This window comes from Nonomuraea sp. NPDC049400 (assembly GCF_044466425.1).
Lineage (GTDB): Bacteria > Actinomycetota > Actinomycetes > Streptosporangiales > Streptosporangiaceae > Nonomuraea.
The window spans coordinates 73,230-90,725 of sequence record NZ_JBITMP010000020.1 but is presented as its reverse complement, the minus strand read 5'-3'; the positions used below and the strand labels follow the sequence as shown (position 1 = coordinate 90,725).

The window sequence follows — 17,496 nt, the reverse complement described above, 5'->3', positions numbered from 1 at the left end:
GGCATGAAGCTGATCAATGATCATCTGGCGATCAAGGCCCGTGGGTTGCCCCCGACCGGTGACGGTTTCCTCATGCTGGCCGGTGAGGTCGGCTCCTGGCGCGGCCACTTCGCCTCCACTCCCGCACAGCTGCCCTCCCATCTCAAGGCGCTGGCCGCGGGGATCGAGGCGCGCGAGGCGAACGTGTTCCGCGCCATCCTGCGCACGCCGGGCGAGGGCGATGAACTGCTGGCCGCCAGAGGGATCTGGCCGGCGCGTTATGACGTCGTCGTGCTGATCCGCACCGCGTCGGTGGAGGCAGCCCTGGCATTGCGCGAGAGCACCGCGTACAAGGAGGTTGCCGAGACCCTGGGCGCCGCGGCGCGCCGCACCCACGAGATCGTCGCAAGCAACGCTGGACGGCTCGGGGACGTGGATCACAGCCAGGACCATTGCTTCCTGTTCAACTACTTCTACGCCGACGACCGCGAGACCCTGCTGAAGGTGTGGGAGTACACCGCCGGGTGGTTCCAGGCCAAGACCGCGCTGCCCAACTCCGCGCTGATGCAGCCGCTGGAGGGCGAACCCACCGATTACGGGCTCGTCAACCACGCGAGCTGGCCGAACTGGCGCGCCTTCCTGCCCAGCCTGATCTTCCGGCCGACCTTCCGCAGTTTCGTGCTGGCCAACTTCAAGGCCAACGGCGTCGCCGCGCAGCCGATCATCTACCGCCGGGTGTGACCTGCCCTCAGGTCAGTCCTGGGAGCCTGGTCAGCTCGGCGCGCGAGGAGACGCCTAGCTTCGGGAAGGCCTTGTACAGGTGGGAGGCGACCGTGCGCGGGCTCAGGAAGAGTTGCGCGCCGATCTCGCGGTTGGAGGCGCCGGTGACGGCCAGCCGTACCACCTGGAGCTCCTGTGGGGTCAGCACGTCCAGTGGACCTCCGGCACGGGAGCGGTCCGGTAGGGAGAGCCCGGTGGCGCGCAGCTCGGCGGTGGCACGGTCAGACCAGGGAACCGCGCCGAGCCGGTCGAAGGCCTCCATGGCCGCCTGGAGCTGGGTGCGTGCCTCGGCGCGCCGCTTGTGACGGCGCAGCCACTCCCCGTAGACCAGGCGGGTGCGTGCCTCGTCGAAGGGCTGCTCGCCCTCGCCATGGAGAGCCAGCGCCCGCTCATACAGCTCACCGGCCGCGCTGCCCGGGGCCAGCAGCGCACGCACCCGATGCAGTACGGCAAGCGGCCTGGCCCGACCTGTGACCCCGGCCCATTCCGCGTAGAGTTTCAGCCGCTCCCGAGCGCGCTGCGGATCCCCCACCCGAACGGCGGCCTCGATGTAGTCCGGCCAGGCATACCGCCACAGGAAGGCATGGCCGGTGGGACCGGCCATGGCCCGGTCCACCCGGTCGAGCATCGCTTCGTAGCGGCCCAGCCCGAAGTCCAGAGCCGCGAGGGCGTACTCGGCCCAGCAGGCTCCCGGCATCCACCTGCGGTGGTCGGCGTCCCGGACAGCCTGCTCGGCCAACGCCGCGCATTCCTCCTCTGCCCCGGCGACCGCCGACAGCCAGGCGTGCACGCCCGCCAGGTAGCTGCGCCACTGCGGCTGGCCGACGTCGGCGGCCAGGGCCAGACCCGCGGCCACCGTGGCTCGCGCGGACCGGTGGTGTCCGAGGAGAAGCTGAGCGATGGTGAAGACCGTCATGGCCTGGGGCATGCGTGCCAGACGTCCCTCCGCCCGGTAGTCCTCGACTAGCCGCGCCGAGCCCTCCAGCATGCCGTCGAGGTCGGCCCGGACCATGCTCTGGTAGGCGATGATGAAGCGCAGCTCGAACGGTATGCGCTCGGCCTGATCCGGCATCCGGTAGGTGAACGAGGCCACCGCATCGCCCTCGAGAATCAGGCGGAAGGCGCGGTTGAAGTTCCGCACCACCGCGGCCCACCCCTCACCCTCCGGGCACAGTTCCTCGGAACGGCGGGCCAGCGCGAGCTGGTCGGGGTGGGCGGCACTGGCCCAGGTGTAATAGCCCGCCAGGCTGAGCAGCGACAGCCTGGCGGGCAGGTCATCGGCCGCCTCGGCACCCTCATGCAGCAGGCGAACGCCCTCCAAAGGCCGGCCTGCCTCGATCTCCAGCTTCGCGCGCACGTAGGCGAGCTCCGCCAGGACGGCGCCGGTCGGCGTCGTCGTCCCGATCTGGTGGCGCGCCCTGCCCACCAGGTCACCCGCACGCTGCCACAGGCCCGCCTCCGCCGCGGCCTCGGCCGCGGCCGTCCACCGGCGTACGGCCTGGCCGGGCTCGGCAGACAGCTCGGCCGCCCGCGCGTAGGCCGCCGACACCGCCGTCTGCCCGCCGCGCTGCCGCGCGCGCAGCGCCAGGCTCTCCAGCTTCTGGGCCACCTCCTCGTCGGGCTGCAGGGTGACGGCGGCCAGGTGCCAGGCACGCCGGTCGTCGTCGACTGTGGCGGCCAGCGCCCGGTGCGCGGCCATCCGGGCGGCGATGTCGCAGGCCAGCAGCACCGCGGTACGCACCAGCGGGTGGTGGAAGGCCACGCCCCCCAAGCCCACCCGCACCAGGCCCGCGCGCTCGGCTGCGGCGAAGTCAGCCAGCGCGGCGCCGAGCAGGCCGACCGCTCGCGCGAGCACGTTCAGTTCGTCGTGGTGATCGAGAGCCGCCACCAGCAGGCAGGAGCGGGTGGCGTCGGGCAGTGCCGCGATCCGATCGCGGAACCCGGTCAGCACCCTGTCCGTCACCGGCTGCGCCGTACCGAGGGAGAAGGACAACGGGACCAGCGCGCCCCTGCGCTGCCCGGCGGTGAGCATGCGGGGCAGCTCGACCAGCGCCAGCGGGTTACCCCCGGCCTCGGCCACCAACTGATCGCGCACGGCCGGCGGCAGGTCCGCCGCCTGCGCGGCGAGAAGCTTCCGTGCGGCCTCGATGTCCAGCCCGCCCAGCCGCAACTCCGGCAACCCTCTCGCGGGGAAGGTCCCGTCGCCCTCCCGCGCGGCGAACAGGACAGCGACGGGCTCGGCCTGCAGGCGGCGTGCGGCAAACAGCAGCGCATCGGCCGACTCGCCGTCCAGCCACTGCGCGTCGTCGACCAGGCACACCACCGGGCCCGCCGCCGCCAGCTCCACCAGCAGGCTGAGCGTCGCAAGCCCGACAAGGAAGCGATCTCCCCGAGTGTCGCCGCCCAGACCGAGCGCGCCACGCAACGCCTCCGCCTGCTGCAGCGGCAGCGCCTCTATGTGCTCGACGACCGGGCGCAGCAGCAGGTGCAAGGCGGCGAACGGCAGATCCGCCTCCGACTCCACACCGGTCACCCGCAGCACCCGCGCCCGCGCACCCGCCGCGCAGGACTCCAGGAGAGCCGACTTGCCGATGCCCGCCTCACCACGCACCACCAGAGCGCCACACCGGCCCTCCAGCAACCCGCCGATGACGGCCTGCTCCGCCTGACGCCCGTACAACATGGCACTCCAAGAAAACGTTTGTCCGAGTTGTGACCAGTGTTGACGCAAATGCGCTCACCCGGTGACGGATTGCGCCACCAGGGCCATGGCCTGCCGCATGGCGTTCCGTACCTCGTCGGGTGCGTCGCCGCGCTGCAGCGCGGTCAGTGCGGATGCGCTGATCGCGCCCACCATCGCGCCGACCAGGGCGGAGGCGGTGATCGTGTCGAGTCTGTCGGGGAATGCCCGCTGCAGCGCCTGCGCCAGTTCGGTCTGCGCGGTGAGGTATCGCTGCAGCAACCGGGCCTGCAGCGCGGGCACCGAGGCCGCCAGCCGTGCCCGAAGTGCCGCGAGTCCGCTGGGGAGGTCGCTGCCCCAGGTGTCGGCGATCATCTGGTCCATCGCCCGCACCAGCACTTCGGGCAGCCGTTCCTCGGGGCGGCGCTCGGCGATCGCCTGCAGCGCCAGGTCGATGCGCACGTCGGCGTTGGCCAGGAGCACGTCCTCCTTGGCCGGGAAATGGAGGAAGAAGGTGCGGGGGGACACCTCCGCGGCGTCGGCGATCTCCGCCACGGTCACGTGGTCGTAGCCCTTGTCCTCGAACAGGCGAACCGCCGCCTCGATCAGTGCCTGCCGGGTGCGCTGCTTCTTGCGCTCCCGCAATCCGTGTTTCTCCATCACGCAGGGCAGTTTATTTCATCTTCCGCATTGATGCATACTATGAATTGCTACAGAGACTGCATCTAATGAAGGATGATCACATGGGAAGTCTGGACGGACGCGTCGTCCTCATCACCGGAGCAGGGCGCGGCATCGGGCGCGAGGAGGCGTTGTTCTTCGCCGCCGAAGGCGCCAAAGTCGTCGTCAACGACCCCGGCGTCGCCATCGACGGCACGGGCGGCGACGCCGGCGTGGCCGCGAAGGTCGTCGAGGAGATCACTGACCGCGGCGGGCAGGCCGTGGCCAGCACCGACAGCGTCGCCGACTGGAACGGCGCCCGCCGCATGGTGGAGACGGCCCTACAGTCCTTCGGCGACCTGCACGTGGTGGTCAACAACGCGACCATCGAACGGAACATGGGCCTGGCCGACCTGTCGGAGGAGGACTTCGACGACGTCGTGGCCGTCAAGCTCAAGGGCACCTTCGCGGTGACGCACTGGGCGGCCCGCCACTGGCGCGACCGGTTCCACGCAGGAGTCCACGCCGACCGCGCCGTCGTCAACACCTCCTCCGGCTCCGGACTGCTCAACCCGCTGCCCGCGCAGGTCTCCTACGCGGCGGGCAACGCCGGGGTCGCGGCGCTGACCACCGTGGCAGCCCTCGAACTCGGCCGGTACGGCGTGCGGGTCAACTGCATCTCGCCCTCGATGGCCCGCACCCGCCTCACCCTCGCCGTTCCCGGCATGAGTCAGGAACCACCGGCGGGCCGGTTCGACCCGCTGGACCCGGCTGCCTGTGCGCCTGTCGCCGCCTACCTGGCCGGCGCGGCCTGCCCGCTCACCGGCCAGGTGCTGTCGGTGCGGGGCGGGACGGTCGCGGTCAACCACGGCTGGTCCCTCGGCGACCACATCCACAAGGACGGGCTGTGGAGCGTGGCGGAACTGGCCGAGAAGGTGAAGGAGTTGCCGATGGACGACCCGTTCGACAAGCTCGCCCAAGCCCTGACCGGCGCACTCGGCACCGTCGGACGCACCCGGCTCCAGGAGATGATCAACGCCCTGCTGGACCAGGGGGGCGAGAGCGGCACGGCCTCCGCATGACGCGATGGCGTACGGTCCAGACCGCGAGCTCAGGCTCGCGGTCCGGTGACGAAGGGGCTCGACCCTCGATCAGGCGCGGGCGCGCCGGATCACCGCGGCTGCGAGGGGCGCCAGATCGACCGAGCCCGACACGGGCTCGCCCATGAGCAGGTCGGTCCCCTCCCCGTCGAAGGGCACGGACGCGCCCTCCTCCCCGCTGTGGTTGAGCAGGAACACGTACTCGTGCTCCGCGTCCCCCCGCACGGCGCACTCCACGTGGGCGGGCACCCCGGGGAAGGGCGAGCGGACGCCGGCCGCCTCCACGGCCGCGACCAGCTCGGCGTCGAAGGCCGCCTGCTCCAGCAGCGTGGCGAAGTACACGACCCGCCCCGCGCCGAAGCGGTTCTCCACCACGGCCGCCCGTCCGGCCAGCAGGCCGTCCCCGTACGTGGCCAGGGCCGTGCCGGTCTCCAGGTGGAGGTCGTCGCGCCACCAGGTCGAGGTCGCCCGCCGCCCGTCCGCGAACTCCACGGAGAAGACCTCGTGCGGCCTGGCCGGCCAGTACTCGTCGATCTTGGCCCCGATGAGCTGCCGGAACGCCCCCGGGTAGCCGTCGGGCCGCACCCGGTTGCAGTCGTCGACCACGCCGGAGAAGAACGACATGATCACCGTCCCGCCGTCGCGGGCGAACTCGGTGATCCGCCGCACGCCCTCGTCGTCGATCAGGTACGCGTTCGGCACCACCAGCACCTTGTACCCCTCCAGCGAGGACCCGGAGGACACCACGTCCACCGGGAAGTGCCCCGACCACAGCGGCGTGTAGTGCCGCATGACCGTGTCGGGATAGCTGAAGTCCTGGCGCGGCAGCCCCGCGGTCTCCTCCAGCCCCCACCAGCCGTCCCAGTCGAAGAGGACCGCGATCTCGGCGCGCGAGGTCGTCCCGGCCACGGGGGCGAGCTGCTGCAGCTCCCGTCCGAGGTCCACGACCTCCCTGAACGTGCGCGAGTCCGGCCCGGAGTGCGGCAGCATCGCCGAGTGGAAGCGCTCCTGCCCGCCGCGGCTGGCCCGCCACTGGAAGAACATCACCGAGTCCGCCGCCCGCGACACCGCCTGGAGCGAGCCGAGCCGCATCCGCCCGGGCTCCTTGACGATGTTGAGCGGCCACTGGCTGACCGCGCTGGCCGCCTGCTCCATCAGCAGCCACGGCTGCCCGCCCTTGAGCGAGCGGAACAGGTCGTACTGGAAGGCCGCCGAGACGTGCGAGTCGGCGTCGGCGGGGTTGGGGTAGATGTCGAGCGCGACCGCGTCCTCCTCGGGCGCCCACTTCCAGTAGTCGGCGTGCTTGAAGAAGCGCATGAAGTTGGTCAGCACCGGGATGTCGTCGCGGAAGGAGCGGACGATGTCGCGTTCGGCGATGTAGCACTCGAGGAGGGCGTCGGAGGTGAACCGCTTGAAGTCCAGCCTGCGGGCCGGGTTCATCCAGGTGCGCGGGATGTGCGGCACCTCGATCTGGTCCCAGTCGGTGTAGCGCTGGCTCCAGAAGCGGGTGTACCACGCCTCGTTCAGGGTCTCCAGGTCGCCGTAGCGGCGCTGCAGCCAGCGCCGGAAGTTCACCGAGGCGGCCTCGTTGTACGCCGTGGGCCCGTACTCGTTGGAAATGTGCCACATCGCCAGCGCCGGGTGGAACGAGTAGCGCTCGGCGAGCTTGGTGGTGATGCCGGCGGCGTACTCGCGGTAGATCGGCGACGACGGGTCGTAGTGCAGCCGGTTGCCGAAGCCGAAGCGCTCGCCGTCGGCCATGACCGGGAACACCTCGGGATGCAGCTGCGTGAGCCAGACGGGCGGCGCCGCGGTGGGGGTGGCAAGGTTGACGCTGATGCCGTTCTCGTGGAGGAGATCCATGATCTCGTCCATCCAGCCGAACTCGTACTTGCCCGGCTCCGGCTCCAGCGACGCCCACGCGAACACGCCGAGGGAGACGACGTTGACGCCGGCCTCGCGCATGAGCCGGACGTCCTCACGCCATACTGCGGGGTCCCATTGTTCCGGGTTGTAGTCGCCGCCGAAGGCGAAGCCCCCGAGGCGGTTCCTGAAAGCGTCCAAGCGAGACATTTCATAGCTCCTGTAGGGATGGAAGGATCGTGAGGCAGAGTCCACCGGCCATCAGGCGTCCTTCCCCGGCTCGACGGACACGGCGGTCAGGCGCCGCTCGGAGCCGGTGATCTCATACAGGGGGCCGGTCAGCTCCACGGACTGCTCAGCGATCGGTTCCGCGACGGAGCGGCGCACCGACAGGCCGATCTCGCCGGGCTCGACGACGCGCCGCCCGTCCCGGCCGGTGAAGGCGAGCAGCCTCGTCGGCACGTCGAAGCCGACCTTCGCGCTCTCGCCGGGGGCCAGCTCGACCCGGGCGTACCCGACGAGCTGGGCGACGGGCCTGGTGACCGAGGCGACCTTGTCGGAGGCGTACACCTGGACCACCTCCGCGCCGGCACGCTCGCCGGTGTTGCGCACGACGACCGAGCAGCAGATCGAGCCCGCCGTCTCGGCCGTCTCGGCGACGGTCAGGTCCTCGTAGGCGAAGCTCGTGTAGCTCAGCCCATGCCCGAAGCTGAGCGCGGGGGCGGGGTCGATGTTGCTGACGGAACCGGCCGCGCCGAGCCTGGGGTGCAGGTAGCTGTAGGGCTGGCCGGCGCTCGTGCGGGGCATGCTCATGGGGAGGCGGCCTGAGGGGTTCACGGCGCCGGTCAGCACGCGGGCGATGGCGCCCGCGCCCTCCTCGCCGGGGAAGTACGCCTGCACGACAGCGGCGGCGTCCCTGAGCAGGCCCGGCACGGCGTAGGCGCGGCCGGTCATGAGCACCACCACGGTCGGCGTGCCCGTGGCGATGACGGCGTCGGCCAGCTCCTGCTGCGCACCCGGCAGGTCGAGGCTCTCCACGTCGCAGCCCTCGCCGGACGTGCCGCGCCCGAACAGCCCGGAGCGGTCGCCGAGCACGAGGATCGCGAGATCCGACTCCTGCGCCAGTCGCGCGGCCGCGGCGATGCCCGTACGGTCGCCGTCGTCCACGCCCGTGCCCCGCTCCACCCGGATCGTCGCGCCGGGCAGCTCCTCGCGCAGCGCGTCGAGGAGCGTGGGCGCGGCGATGCCGGACTCGACCTCGGGGAAGTGCGGCAGCACGTGGTTGACGAACGAGTAGCAGCCGAACAGGGCGGTGACGCTGTCGGCGTTCGGGCCGAGCACGGCGACGGTCCTGCCCGCGACGTCGCCGAGCGGGAGCACGCCGTCGTTCGTGAGCAGCACGACCGACTCCTCGGCCAGGCGCCGGGCCAGGTCGCGGGACTCGGGGTCGTCGAGGTCCACCGGCCCCGACGGCTCGGGCTCGTAGCCGTCGGCCAGCAGGCCGAGCTGGGCCTTCTGGCGCAGCACGCGGCGCAGCGCCCGGTCGACGAGGGCCTCGTCGATCCTGCCTTCGGTGACCGCCTGCTTCAGCGGCTCCAGGTACGCCACCCCGGTGGGCAGCTCGACGTCGATGCCCGCGGTGAGCGCCTGCACGGCCGCGTCCTCGGCGCCGGAGGCCACGGCGTGCAGGGTGTGCAGGAAGGCGACCGCGAAGTAGTCGGCGACGACCGTGCCCTCGAAGCCCCATTCGTCCCGGAGGATCCGGGTGAGGTAGTACGGGTCGGCGGCGATCGGGATGCCGTCGATCTCGGCGTAGGAGTTCATGACCGAGCCCGCCCGCGCGTCCTTGACCGCGACCTCGAACGGGAACAGCAGCGTGTCGGCCACCTCGCGGGCGCCGGCGTGCACGGGGGCGAGGTTGCGGCCGGCGCGGGAGTTGGAGTAGCCGACGAAGTGCTTCAGCGTGGCGATCACGCCCGCGGACTGCACGCCGCACACGTAGGCCGCGCCGATGGTCGCGACCTCGTACGGGTCCTCGGAGACGCACTCCTCGACCCGCCCCCAGCGCTGGTCGCGGATGACGTCGAGCACCGGGGCGAGGCCCTGGTGCACGCCGAGCGCCCGCATGCTCGCCCCGATCCTGGCGCCCATCCGCTCCACCAGGTCGGGGTCGAACGACGCGCCCCACGCCGGCGGCACCGGGTACGTCGTGGCCCGCCAGGCCGCCAGCCCGGTCAGGCACTCCTCATGCGCGAGCGCGGGGATGCCGAGCCGGGTGTGGTCACGGAGCCAGCGCTGCCGCGCGGCCAGCGCCGTGCTCGCCCACTCCGGGTCGACGGGCCTGGTGCCGTAGTGGCGGGTGATGTGGCCCAGACCGTGGCGGGCGAAGCCCTCGAACTCGACGTCCTCGCCCTGCATCGAGTCCTGCAGTGGCGCGACGACGCCCTCCTCGCGGTTGACGTTCAGCCACACGCCCACGAGCTGAGCAAGTTTCTCGTCGAGCGACATGTCCGCGAGCAGTTCCTCGACCCGTTCCATACACCCTCGATCGGCGATTGTGGATCGGAAAGTTGCTGACACACTTTCCGAAAGATTACCGTGACATTGCCGAGTCGTTACGCTAGGCTCGGGCCCGCAGAGATGTCAACAGCACTGATCGGGCAGCACCATGCTCCAGGTCAGCGGGGAGACCTGCGGTTTCCAGCAGTTTCCGAAAGTTGTCTGGGAGGCCCTGTGGCTCGAGCAACGCTGGCCGACGTCGCGGCCGCCGCCGGAGTGTCCGTTCCGACGGTCTCCAAAGTGCTGAGCGGGAAGAAGCACGTCTCGGCCGCCACCAGGGACAAAGTGCTCGAGGCGGTCAGGGCCTTCGGGTACGAGGCCCCGCGCCCGCCGAGCACTCCCCGGGTCGGCCTCGTCGACCTGCTCATCGACGGGCTCGGCTCGCCGTGGGCCCAGGTGCTCATCAAGGGGGCGGAGCAGGCGGCGTCGCGGTGGGGGTTCTCGCTCGTGGTGACCTCCTCCGCCCGGGCCGACTTCGACCTGCGGCGCTGGATCGGGATCGTGCGCAAGCGCAGCACCGACGGGATCGTGCTGGTGCTGTCGCGGGCCAACCAGGAGGAGATCGCGGCCATCGAGGAGCTGCTGCACGTCCCCCTGGTGCTGCTCGACCCGGTGGGCCAGCGCGACCCGCGCATCTCCACCGTCGGCGCCACGAACTGGTCGGGTGGCGTCATGGCCACCACCCACCTGCTGGAGCTGGGGCACACGAGGATCGGCTTCATCGGCGGGCCGCTCGACACGCAGTGCACGCTCGACCGGTACGAGGGTTACCTCGCGGCGCACCGTACGTTCGGGATCGACCCCGATCCCGCGCTGACCCGTTACGGCGACTTCCTCATCTCGGGCGGCAGGGAGTTCGGGGCCGACCTGCTCGACCGCCCCGACCGGCCGACCGCCGTCTTCGCCGGGTCGGACCTGCAGGCCGCGGGGGTCTACCAGGCGGCGACCGAGCGCGGGATCCGGGTGCCCGACGAGCTGTCGGTCGTGGGGTTCGACGACTCGATGTTGTGCGAGATGATGTCGCCGCCGCTCACCACCGTCCGCCAGCCGCTCGACGACATGGCCAACGAAGCGGTCCGGCTCATCTCGGAGGAGCTGACCCATCCGAGGGGCCCGGCGGGGACGCGCATAGAGCTTGCCACCACCCTCGTCGTCCGGGCCAGCACCACCCGTCCCAAGCCGTGACGTGCGCGTCAACGGTCACGGTGCCCGGGACAGGATGAAGTCCTCATATCCATTGGGCAGCCGCATGCCGCGCGACAACATCCAGTGCACCCGCCCGGCTCCCGTCAGCGCGAGCGTGGCGCGGTAGCCCAGCTCGACGTCCGCCCGCTCGAACCGCCCGCCCGCCCCGGCCAGGTAGTCCTCCACCGGATCCACGAACGTGCTCAGCGCCAGCGCCGCCAGGTCCGCCCCGACGGGAGCGGCGCCGAGCGTGGCCCAGTCGAGCACCGTGGTCATGCCGGCCGAGGCCACCAGGTTCCCGGCCGAGAAGTCACCGTGCGTCAGGACGACCGGCAGCCGCGCCAACTCCGCGAGCAGCTCCTCCTGCCGCCGCACCGGGCCACGCCGGACAGCCTGCGCACGGCCCCGGTCGCCGCCCCCGTGCCGCCGCTGACGGGCTCGCCGCGACACGTCACCACCACGCCGCCCGGCCGTCCCAGGACATCGGCCAGGACGGGCTCGGGCAGCCGGTCAGCCATGACCAACCTCCGTGTGAGAGACCACGACCCCGATCGCCCGCCGGTACGCGGCGACGTGCTCGCAAGCCCAGGTCCCCGCGTCGTGCGTGACGATCCGGTAGATGAGCGCGCGCACCAGCATCTGACCCCACTCCGGCAGATGCGACCAGCGGGCGGCCAGCGCGGGCGACGCGCCGTACCAGCACAGCGCGTCGGCGACCGCGACCGCCGCCGCCCAGGACGGCGGCCGCCAGTAGACGGGCCAGTCGATGATCGCCGGTGGCAGGCCGTCCGCGAACAGGACGTTTCCCAGTAGATCCCCGTGCACGGCCTGCGACGTCGGCTCGACCGGGCGGCGGACCCGCAGCAGCGACTCCAGCAGCTCCAGCGCCTCGCGGCCGGCCCGGACGGGGAGCTCCTCCCACGCGACGTGATCGCCGTGGGACCACGGGTTGTCACGCAGGTCCAGGTACGCCGGCCGCTCCAGCCCGCTGACCGCCTCGTGGAAGGCCGCGCCGGCCCGCAGCACGTCATCCGGCCGCCGGACGTCCGGCTCGCCGGGGACGAACCGGCATGCCTCCCAGCCCCGCGTCACCCACGCGCCGTCCCGCGCCCGCACGGGGCGGGCGATCCGGAACCGGGACGAGCCGGGCAGCGCGTCGAGCACCTCGGCCCGCCACAACGTCTCGGGCAGGAACTCCACCGGCTTGAAGACCAGCGGGCCGACCCGCCACGCCCCGCCGAGGTCGACCGGCTCGCCCGCGGCACCGTAGGCCGCGATGACGTCGTCCGGGGGCGGGGCGCCGGTCACGGGGTGGCGAGCCAGGCGTCCACCTGCGCCCTGAGCTCCGCCTTGAGCCTCTCGGCAGCGAACGACGCGTCGATCGAGGCCCGGGCCAGCTCCGCCAGCTCGGCGTCCCCGTACCCGAACACCTCCCGCAGCCGGGTGTACTCGCCGGCCAGCTCCGTCTCCCCGTCCGTGTTGATCGTGACCGCCAGCCCCGCCTCCCGCAGCCGGGGCAGCGGGTGCTCGGGCAGCGAGGGGACGAGGCCGAGCAGGACGTTGGAGGTGGGGCAGACCTCCAGCGGGATCCCGCGCTCGCGCACCTCGGCCACCAGCGCGGCGTCGTCCAGCACCCGGATGCCGTGCCCGAGCCGCTCGGAGTGCCCGAGGTCGAGCGCCTCGCGGATGCTGGCGGCGCCGGCTGCCTCGCCCGCGTGATGCACCAGGTGCAGCCCGGCGTCCCTGGCCGCCTCGAAGACCTCCGCGAACGGCGCCAGCGGGTAGGCCTCGTCACCGGCCAGCCCCAGGCCGATCACCCGGTCGTAGCGGGCGGCCAGCTTGAGCGTCCGCCACAGCCGCTCCACCGGCCGCCGCCTGGAGTGGTCGAGCAGCACCCGGCACTCGATCCCGAACCTGGCCTCGCCCTCGGCCAGCCCGTCGAGCACCGCCTCCAGCGGCATCTCCGGCTCCCCCACCCGCTCACCGTGGGAGGCGGCGGTGAAGGTCACCTCCACGTAGCGGGTGCCCTGGGCGGCCTCGTCCTCGCAGAACTCCACCGCGATCCGCCGGAAGTGCTCTGCCGTGCGCAGCAGCGAACGCACCCGCGCCCGCTCGTCGGCGAACTCCCTGAAGGTCCCGAAGACCTCCGCCCGCTCGGACGTGCCGCCCAGCTCGCGCACGGTCTCGGGCCGTACGGTGCTCTCCAGGTGAACGTGCAGGTGGGCCTTGGGCAGCGTCCGTACGTCTCTCACTCCCGACACATTAGAGGCAGGCTCCGCCGTACGCATTCGGATATTCACGGCGTAGGGTCAGGGAATGACCCTGGTGCTGGTCCACGGCGTCCCCGAGACGGCCGCCGTCTGGGATCCCCTGCGCGCGGCGCTGAGCCGCCAGGACGTGCGCGCCCTCGCGCTGCCCGGCTTCGGCTGCCCCAGACCCGACGGTTTCAGCTCCACGAAGGAGGAGTACGTCGCGTGGCTGGCCGGCGAGCTCGAGTCGATGGCCGGCGACGAGATCGACCTGGTCGGCCACGACTGGGGCGGCGGTCTGGTGGTGCGCCTGGTGAGCACCCGGCCCGGTCTCGTGCGTTCGTGGGCGAGCGACGCCGCCGGCATCGGCCATCCCGGCTTCGAGTGGCACGACCTGGCCAGAGCCTGGCAGACGCCGGGGGCCGGGGAGGCGTTCTTCGAGCAGCTCCTGGCCGCGCCGGTGGCGGAGCAGGCCAAGGCGTACGAGGGCTTCGGCGTGCCGCACGAGCACGCCCTGCCGATGGCGTCCGCCGTGGACCAGGTGATGGCGGAGAGCATCCTGGCCCTCTACCGATCGGCCGTGCACGTCGCCGAGGAGTGGTCGCCTGCCTTCGCGGACATCCCCGTGCCCGGGCTGGTCCTGGCCCCCTCGGACGACCCGTTCGCGGCGCGGGATCTGGCGCGGGAGAGCGCGGCCAGGGCGGGCGCCGCGGTGGCCGACCTGCCGGGCCTCGGACACTGGTGGATGCTCCAGGACCCGGCGGCGGGCGCGGCCCGGCTTGCGGCTTTCTGGGCCTCGGTCAGCTGAGCCTGGTGACGCGGATCTTCGACTGCTTGTGCGGCCCCTGCTCCCAGTCGTCCATGAACGTCGCCCGCAGCCCGTGCCTGCCGGCCAGGGCCACGAGGGTCTCGGTGCGGTAGTAGAAGTCCTCCCGCAGCACCTGGTGCTCCTTCCCCTCGGTCCGGTCGAAGGTGAAGTCGAACCACGCGTCCGGCTTCATCACCCGCCCCACGTGAGCGAGACATTCCTCGATGACGTGCAGCGGCGAGTGGGAGAACACGCTGTGCGCGTGCACGACGTCGAAGTGCTCGTCGGGCAGGAACGCGAACCGCAGATCGCGTACGGGCGTGAGATGGGGCAGCTTGTCGTGCAGCCCGTGCTGGACGATCGTGTCCTGGGCGGCCATGAGGATGTCGGGCGAGATGTCGATGCCGTAGTAGTTGCCGGTGTGCAGGTAGTCGATGAACAGCCGCCCGGCACGCAGGTTGCCGCACCCGATCTCCAGCATCCGGCATTCGGGCTTGAGCCCGTGCCCGACCAGGTAGTCGAACTGCATGCGGCCCAGCGCCAGCCACCGTTTGTGGTTGTGCGAGCCGACCGCGCCCTCGGGATCGCGCGCGGTGTCGGACTTCATGACGGCACGGTAGTAGGAGATGTGGTCACGCGTACGCAGCCGGAACCACGCGTCGCGTGCCAGCCGCCGGAGGTGGGGCGCGATCTTGTCCGGGTGCTTGACCGCGTAGCCGACCTGGTGGACGAGGCTCGAACGGGAGCGTTTCACGTCTGGGAATCTAGACATCGCCTGGGGCCCTCCACCTGCCCATGGCCACAGTCTTGAGTCTCCGTTTGCGCAGCCTTTCAGACTGGCGGGGTCAGCTCAGGTAGTCGCGCAGGGCCAGGGAGCGGGACGGGTGGCGGAGCTTGGACATGGTCTTGGCCTCGATCTGCCGGATGCGCTCGCGGGTGACGCCGTAGACGCGGCCGATCTCGTCGAGCGTCCTCGGCTTGCCGTCGGCCAGGCCGTAGCGCATGCTGATCACGCCCGCCTCGCGCTCGGAGAGCTGGTCGAGCAGGGCGTGCAGCTGCTGCTGGAGCAGGGTGAAGGAGACCGCGTCCGCCGGGGAGACGGCCTCGGTGTCCTCGATGAGGTCGCCGAACTCGCTGTCGCCTTCCTCGCCCAGCGGCATGCTCAGCGAGATCGGCTCGCGGCCGTAGCCCTGGACCTCGATGACCCTGTCGACGTCGAGCTCGGTCTCCTTGGCGATCTCCTCCGGCGTGGGCTCGCGCCCGAGATCGCTCTGCAGCCGGCGCTCCACCCGCGCCACCTTGTTGATGAGCTCCACCATGTGCACGGGGATGCGGATCGTCCGGGCCTGGTCGGCCATGGCCCTGGTGATGGCCTGCTTGATCCACCACGTCGCGTACGTGGAGAACTTGTAGCCGAGCCGGTAGTCGAACTTCTCGATCGTCCGGATCAGGCCCAGGTTGCCCTCCTGGATCAGGTCGAGGAAGAGCATGCCGCGGCCGGTGTAGCGCTTGGCGATGGAGACGACCAGCCGCAGGTTGGCCTCCAGCATGCGGCGCTTGGCCAGCTCACCGTCGTCGGCGACCCACTCCAGATCGGTGCGCAGCTCGGCGGGCAGGCCCGGCTCGGTGTCGAGCCGCTCCCTGGCGAACAGCCCGGCCTCGATGCGCTTGGCCAGCTCGATCTCCTGCTCGGCGGTGAGCAGCGGCACGCGCCCGATCTCCTTCAGGTACGCCTTGACCGAGTCGGCGCCGACGGCCGTGCCACTGTCGGCGACGTTGTCGTCGAGTTCGAGAACCTCTGCTGCTTCGGACAAAACACTCTCCTCGCTCGCTTTGGACACACGACGTATGAACGTGGGCCGGACCTGGAACATGGGGACTCGGGCCATCGCCACCTTGGGTCTGTTTCGAGGGACGGAAAACACAGGAGACCAGGCGGGCCTCCCCTGACCACGCTACCCAACAGTTCCTGGAACGTGGCTTCGACCGGGGATGGCGATTCGCCGCGACGACGATTACGCCGCCCGCGCCCACCAGCCGCCCAGCACGGGGCCACCACGCTGCCGCACCCACCAGCCGCCCAGCACAGGGTCACCACGTTGCCGCGCCCATCAGCGGCAACAGGCCAGGCACACGGGCCCGGTCGGCAGACGGCGGGCCGTGTCGGTGAGCCGGTCGTGCGGCGCCGGGCGGGCCTGTCAGCGGGGTAACGACTCCACATAGTCGGCCGCCTCGGCCATCAGGCGGCGCCAGACGGCCTCGTCCGGCACCGGCAGCGCCACCCACTCCCGCATCCGCCGCGCCCCCATCACCATCACCTCGGCCGTGCCCTCCCCCACCAGCTCCCCCGCCCGAGCGGCCGGGAGCTTGAGCACCACTCCGCCCTTGGCTTCGGAGAAGAACGCGAAAACCTTGCCGTTGACCTTGAGGCCCTCGGCGTGGAACATGCGCCCCAGGCTCACCTCGGGCCGGGCGAGGTGCTCCATGATCAGGTCGTCGTAGAGCTCCTGGGCGGTAGCCATGTGATGCTCCCTTCCTCGACACCCGCGAACGCCATCAGGCGCGCCGCCTCTGCCGACAGCTCCACCATCACGCCGTCGGACAGCGGGTGGAAGGGCTCGATCGTCAGCGCGCCGTTCTTAAGGTCCCACATGCCACCGACAGTTCCGTCGACGAGGAAGGTGGGGTAGATGACGGCTCCCACGCAGATCGTCTTGCGCTGTTCGGGGGTCATCAGGCGGCCGCGGTCGTGGAAGGCGACGATGAGGTTGTCGAACCAGGGCAGGAAGCGTACGGGCGCGGGCACGTCCTCGGCGGCGAGCGGAGCATCAGGCAGGTCATAAAGGACACGACCCTCGGTGTCATGAAATTTCCGTAAAAACGGCATCGACTCCACCACGGACCGCAGCCGCGTCAACCCCGACCACATCTGCACGTCCATGACGCTCGCCGGCCCGAACGCCGCCAGGTACCGCACCACCAGCCGCTCCACGGACGGCGCCCCCTCCAGCGGCCGCCCGAGCCACTCCTCGGCCAGCGTGAACGGCGTGGCCCCGCCTGTGCCCCAGATGCCGTTCGGCGGCGTGTGCACGACTGGCACCAGCGCCTGCGCCGACCACGCCAGCCCCGTCGGATCCACCGAGGGCCACCGCTCGCGCAGCAGGTCGCGCAGCTGCGGCCGGGTGAGCGTGCGCCCGGCCAGGTGCTTGCGGGCGAGCCCGGTCAGCTCGTCCAGGTCGACGTCCCGCATCACCCGTCCGAACGCCGCCTGCCTGCTGCGTGAGAGCACCACCTGCACCAGCGGCCGGATCCACAGGTAATCCTCGGCCGCCGCCAGATGCTGGGTCCCGCGCAGCAACGACCCCCGCACCACCTGCTTCCCGTACAGCAGCGCGGACAGGTCGGACTGGGTGAAGGAGGCCAGCCGCGACCACAGCCCGATGTACGGCGCGTCGATCTCCTGTCCCTGCACGGCGACCAGGCGCTCGATGGCCTCCAGCGGGGACAGCGGCGAGCGGCGGAGCAGGAGCTGGCGGTCGAGGGTGGTACGGGCGAGGACCCGGCGGTTGAGGATCATACGAGCAGCGTACGAACCAATGCGGCAAGAAAGCTTCCGCATTGCGCGGCTCGACC

At 71.3% G+C, this 17,496-nt stretch carries 14 protein-coding genes and 1 pseudogene; 4 read left to right on the top strand and 11 right to left on the bottom strand.

What is annotated here, in order from left to right; genetic code table 11:
* Positions 1-3: 3 nt before the first annotated feature.
* Positions 4-720 carry a hypothetical protein gene (locus tag ACIBVN_RS29645; RefSeq protein ID WP_397141860.1) on the top strand — a complete coding sequence of 239 codons (717 nt, stop codon included), beginning with the start codon at positions 4-6 and terminating at the stop codon, positions 718-720.
* 7 nt (positions 721-727) lie between these two features.
* Here ACIBVN_RS29645 and ACIBVN_RS29640 read toward each other — a convergent pair whose 3' ends face one another.
* Together ACIBVN_RS29640 and ACIBVN_RS29635 are read right to left on the bottom strand one after the other, a co-directional pair.
* Positions 728-3,442, bottom strand: coding sequence for an ATP-binding protein (locus ACIBVN_RS29640; protein WP_397141858.1), 2,715 nt, complete (start codon positions 3,440-3,442; stop codon positions 728-730).
* Between the two features lie 54 nt (positions 3,443-3,496).
* A complete protein-coding gene (locus ACIBVN_RS29635) occupies positions 3,497-4,099 on the bottom strand; it encodes a TetR/AcrR family transcriptional regulator (RefSeq protein WP_397142063.1) in 603 nt (200 codons plus the stop codon).
* Between the two features lie 83 nt (positions 4,100-4,182).
* Between ACIBVN_RS29635 and ACIBVN_RS29630 the strand changes: the two genes are divergently transcribed.
* Positions 4,183-5,181: an SDR family NAD(P)-dependent oxidoreductase gene (locus ACIBVN_RS29630; RefSeq protein WP_397141856.1), complete on the top strand. Its 999-nt coding sequence runs from the start codon at positions 4,183-4,185 to the stop codon at positions 5,179-5,181.
* A 69-nt stretch (positions 5,182-5,250) separates the two neighbouring features.
* On the opposite strand, the gene ACIBVN_RS29625 is transcribed toward ACIBVN_RS29630, so the two are convergent.
* Together ACIBVN_RS29625 and ACIBVN_RS29620 are read right to left on the bottom strand one after the other, a co-directional pair.
* Positions 5,251-7,272, bottom strand: coding sequence for a beta-galactosidase (locus tag ACIBVN_RS29625; RefSeq protein WP_397141854.1), 2,022 nt, complete (start codon positions 7,270-7,272; stop codon positions 5,251-5,253).
* Positions 7,273-7,323: 51 nt separating this feature from the next.
* Entirely contained in the window at positions 7,324-9,600 is a 2,277-nt protein-coding gene (locus ACIBVN_RS29620) for a beta-glucosidase (protein WP_397141852.1), read from the bottom strand.
* A 195-nt stretch (positions 9,601-9,795) separates the two neighbouring features.
* Here ACIBVN_RS29620 and ACIBVN_RS29615 point away from each other — a divergent pair, with 195 nt between their 5' ends.
* The gene (locus ACIBVN_RS29615) at positions 9,796-10,806 is read left to right on the top strand and encodes a LacI family DNA-binding transcriptional regulator (protein WP_397141850.1); all 1,011 of its coding nucleotides are present in this window, start codon (positions 9,796-9,798) and stop codon (positions 10,804-10,806) included.
* Between the two features lie 15 nt (positions 10,807-10,821).
* Here the strand turns inward: ACIBVN_RS29615 and ACIBVN_RS29610 are convergent, their stop codons facing one another.
* From ACIBVN_RS29610 to add, 3 genes are read right to left on the bottom strand one after another with little or no spacing between them, the layout of a single operon-like run.
* Positions 10,822-11,256, bottom strand: coding sequence for a phosphotransferase family protein (locus ACIBVN_RS29610; protein ID WP_397141848.1), 435 nt, complete (start codon positions 11,254-11,256; stop codon positions 10,822-10,824).
* 60 nt (positions 11,257-11,316) lie between these two features.
* Positions 11,317-12,114 carry a TIGR02569 family protein gene (locus ACIBVN_RS29605; RefSeq protein WP_397141846.1) on the bottom strand — a complete coding sequence of 266 codons (798 nt, stop codon included), beginning with the start codon at positions 12,112-12,114 and terminating at the stop codon, positions 11,317-11,319.
* Positions 12,111-13,058 carry an adenosine deaminase gene (gene add, locus ACIBVN_RS29600; protein WP_397141844.1) on the bottom strand — a complete coding sequence of 316 codons (948 nt, stop codon included), beginning with the start codon at positions 13,056-13,058 and terminating at the stop codon, positions 12,111-12,113. Before add ends, ACIBVN_RS29605 begins: the two co-directional genes overlap by 4 nt.
* A 64-nt stretch (positions 13,059-13,122) precedes the next feature.
* Between add and ACIBVN_RS29595 the strand changes: the two genes are divergently transcribed.
* Positions 13,123-13,863, top strand: a complete 741-nt coding sequence (locus ACIBVN_RS29595; RefSeq protein ID WP_397141842.1) for an alpha/beta fold hydrolase — start codon at positions 13,123-13,125, stop codon at positions 13,861-13,863.
* Here the strand turns inward: ACIBVN_RS29595 and ACIBVN_RS29590 are convergent.
* The 4 genes and pseudogenes from ACIBVN_RS29590 to ACIBVN_RS29575 form a co-directional block, all read right to left on the bottom strand.
* On the bottom strand, positions 13,856-14,635 hold the full coding sequence (locus ACIBVN_RS29590) for a class I SAM-dependent methyltransferase (RefSeq protein WP_397141840.1): 780 nt from the start codon (positions 14,633-14,635) through the stop codon (positions 13,856-13,858). The genes ACIBVN_RS29595 and ACIBVN_RS29590 overlap by 8 nt on opposite strands.
* A gap of 73 nt (positions 14,636-14,708) precedes the next feature.
* Positions 14,709-15,614 (bottom strand): annotated as a pseudogene (locus tag ACIBVN_RS29585) (RNA polymerase sigma factor); the annotation flags it as partial.
* A 447-nt stretch (positions 15,615-16,061) separates the two neighbouring features.
* The gene (locus tag ACIBVN_RS29580) at positions 16,062-16,385 is read right to left on the bottom strand and encodes a hypothetical protein (RefSeq protein ID WP_397141838.1); all 324 of its coding nucleotides are present in this window, start codon (positions 16,383-16,385) and stop codon (positions 16,062-16,064) included.
* The gene (locus tag ACIBVN_RS29575; RefSeq protein ID WP_397141836.1) at positions 16,352-17,440 is read right to left on the bottom strand and encodes a winged helix DNA-binding domain-containing protein; all 1,089 of its coding nucleotides are present in this window, start codon (positions 17,438-17,440) and stop codon (positions 16,352-16,354) included. The genes ACIBVN_RS29580 and ACIBVN_RS29575 overlap by 34 nt, the downstream gene beginning before the upstream one ends.
* Between the last annotated feature and the right edge of the window lie 56 nt (positions 17,441-17,496).

What these genes read in the sequence shown, in the direction of transcription:
- ACIBVN_RS29635 (WP_397142063.1), bottom strand. Translation starts at nt 4,099, where the DNA reads ATGGAGAAACACGGATTGCGGGAGCGCAAGAAGCAGCGCACCCGGCAG.
- ACIBVN_RS29645 (WP_397141860.1), top strand. Translation starts at nt 4, where the DNA reads ATGAAGCTGATCAATGATCATCTGGCGATCAAGGCCCGTGGGTTGCCC.
- ACIBVN_RS29575 (WP_397141836.1), bottom strand. Translation starts at nt 17,440, where the DNA reads ATGATCCTCAACCGCCGGGTCCTCGCCCGTACCACCCTCGACCGCCAG.
- ACIBVN_RS29620 (WP_397141852.1), bottom strand. Translation starts at nt 9,600, where the DNA reads ATGGAACGGGTCGAGGAACTGCTCGCGGACATGTCGCTCGACGAGAAA.
- ACIBVN_RS29590 (WP_397141840.1), bottom strand. Translation starts at nt 14,635, where the DNA reads ATGTCTAGATTCCCAGACGTGAAACGCTCCCGTTCGAGCCTCGTCCAC.
- ACIBVN_RS29595 (WP_397141842.1), top strand. Translation starts at nt 13,123, where the DNA reads ATGACCCTGGTGCTGGTCCACGGCGTCCCCGAGACGGCCGCCGTCTGG.
- ACIBVN_RS29625 (WP_397141854.1), bottom strand. Translation starts at nt 7,272, where the DNA reads ATGTCTCGCTTGGACGCTTTCAGGAACCGCCTCGGGGGCTTCGCCTTC.
- ACIBVN_RS29630 (WP_397141856.1), top strand. Translation starts at nt 4,183, where the DNA reads ATGGGAAGTCTGGACGGACGCGTCGTCCTCATCACCGGAGCAGGGCGC.
- ACIBVN_RS29640 (WP_397141858.1), bottom strand. Translation starts at nt 3,442, where the DNA reads ATGTTGTACGGGCGTCAGGCGGAGCAGGCCGTCATCGGCGGGTTGCTG.
- ACIBVN_RS29580 (WP_397141838.1), bottom strand. Translation starts at nt 16,385, where the DNA reads ATGGCTACCGCCCAGGAGCTCTACGACGACCTGATCATGGAGCACCTC.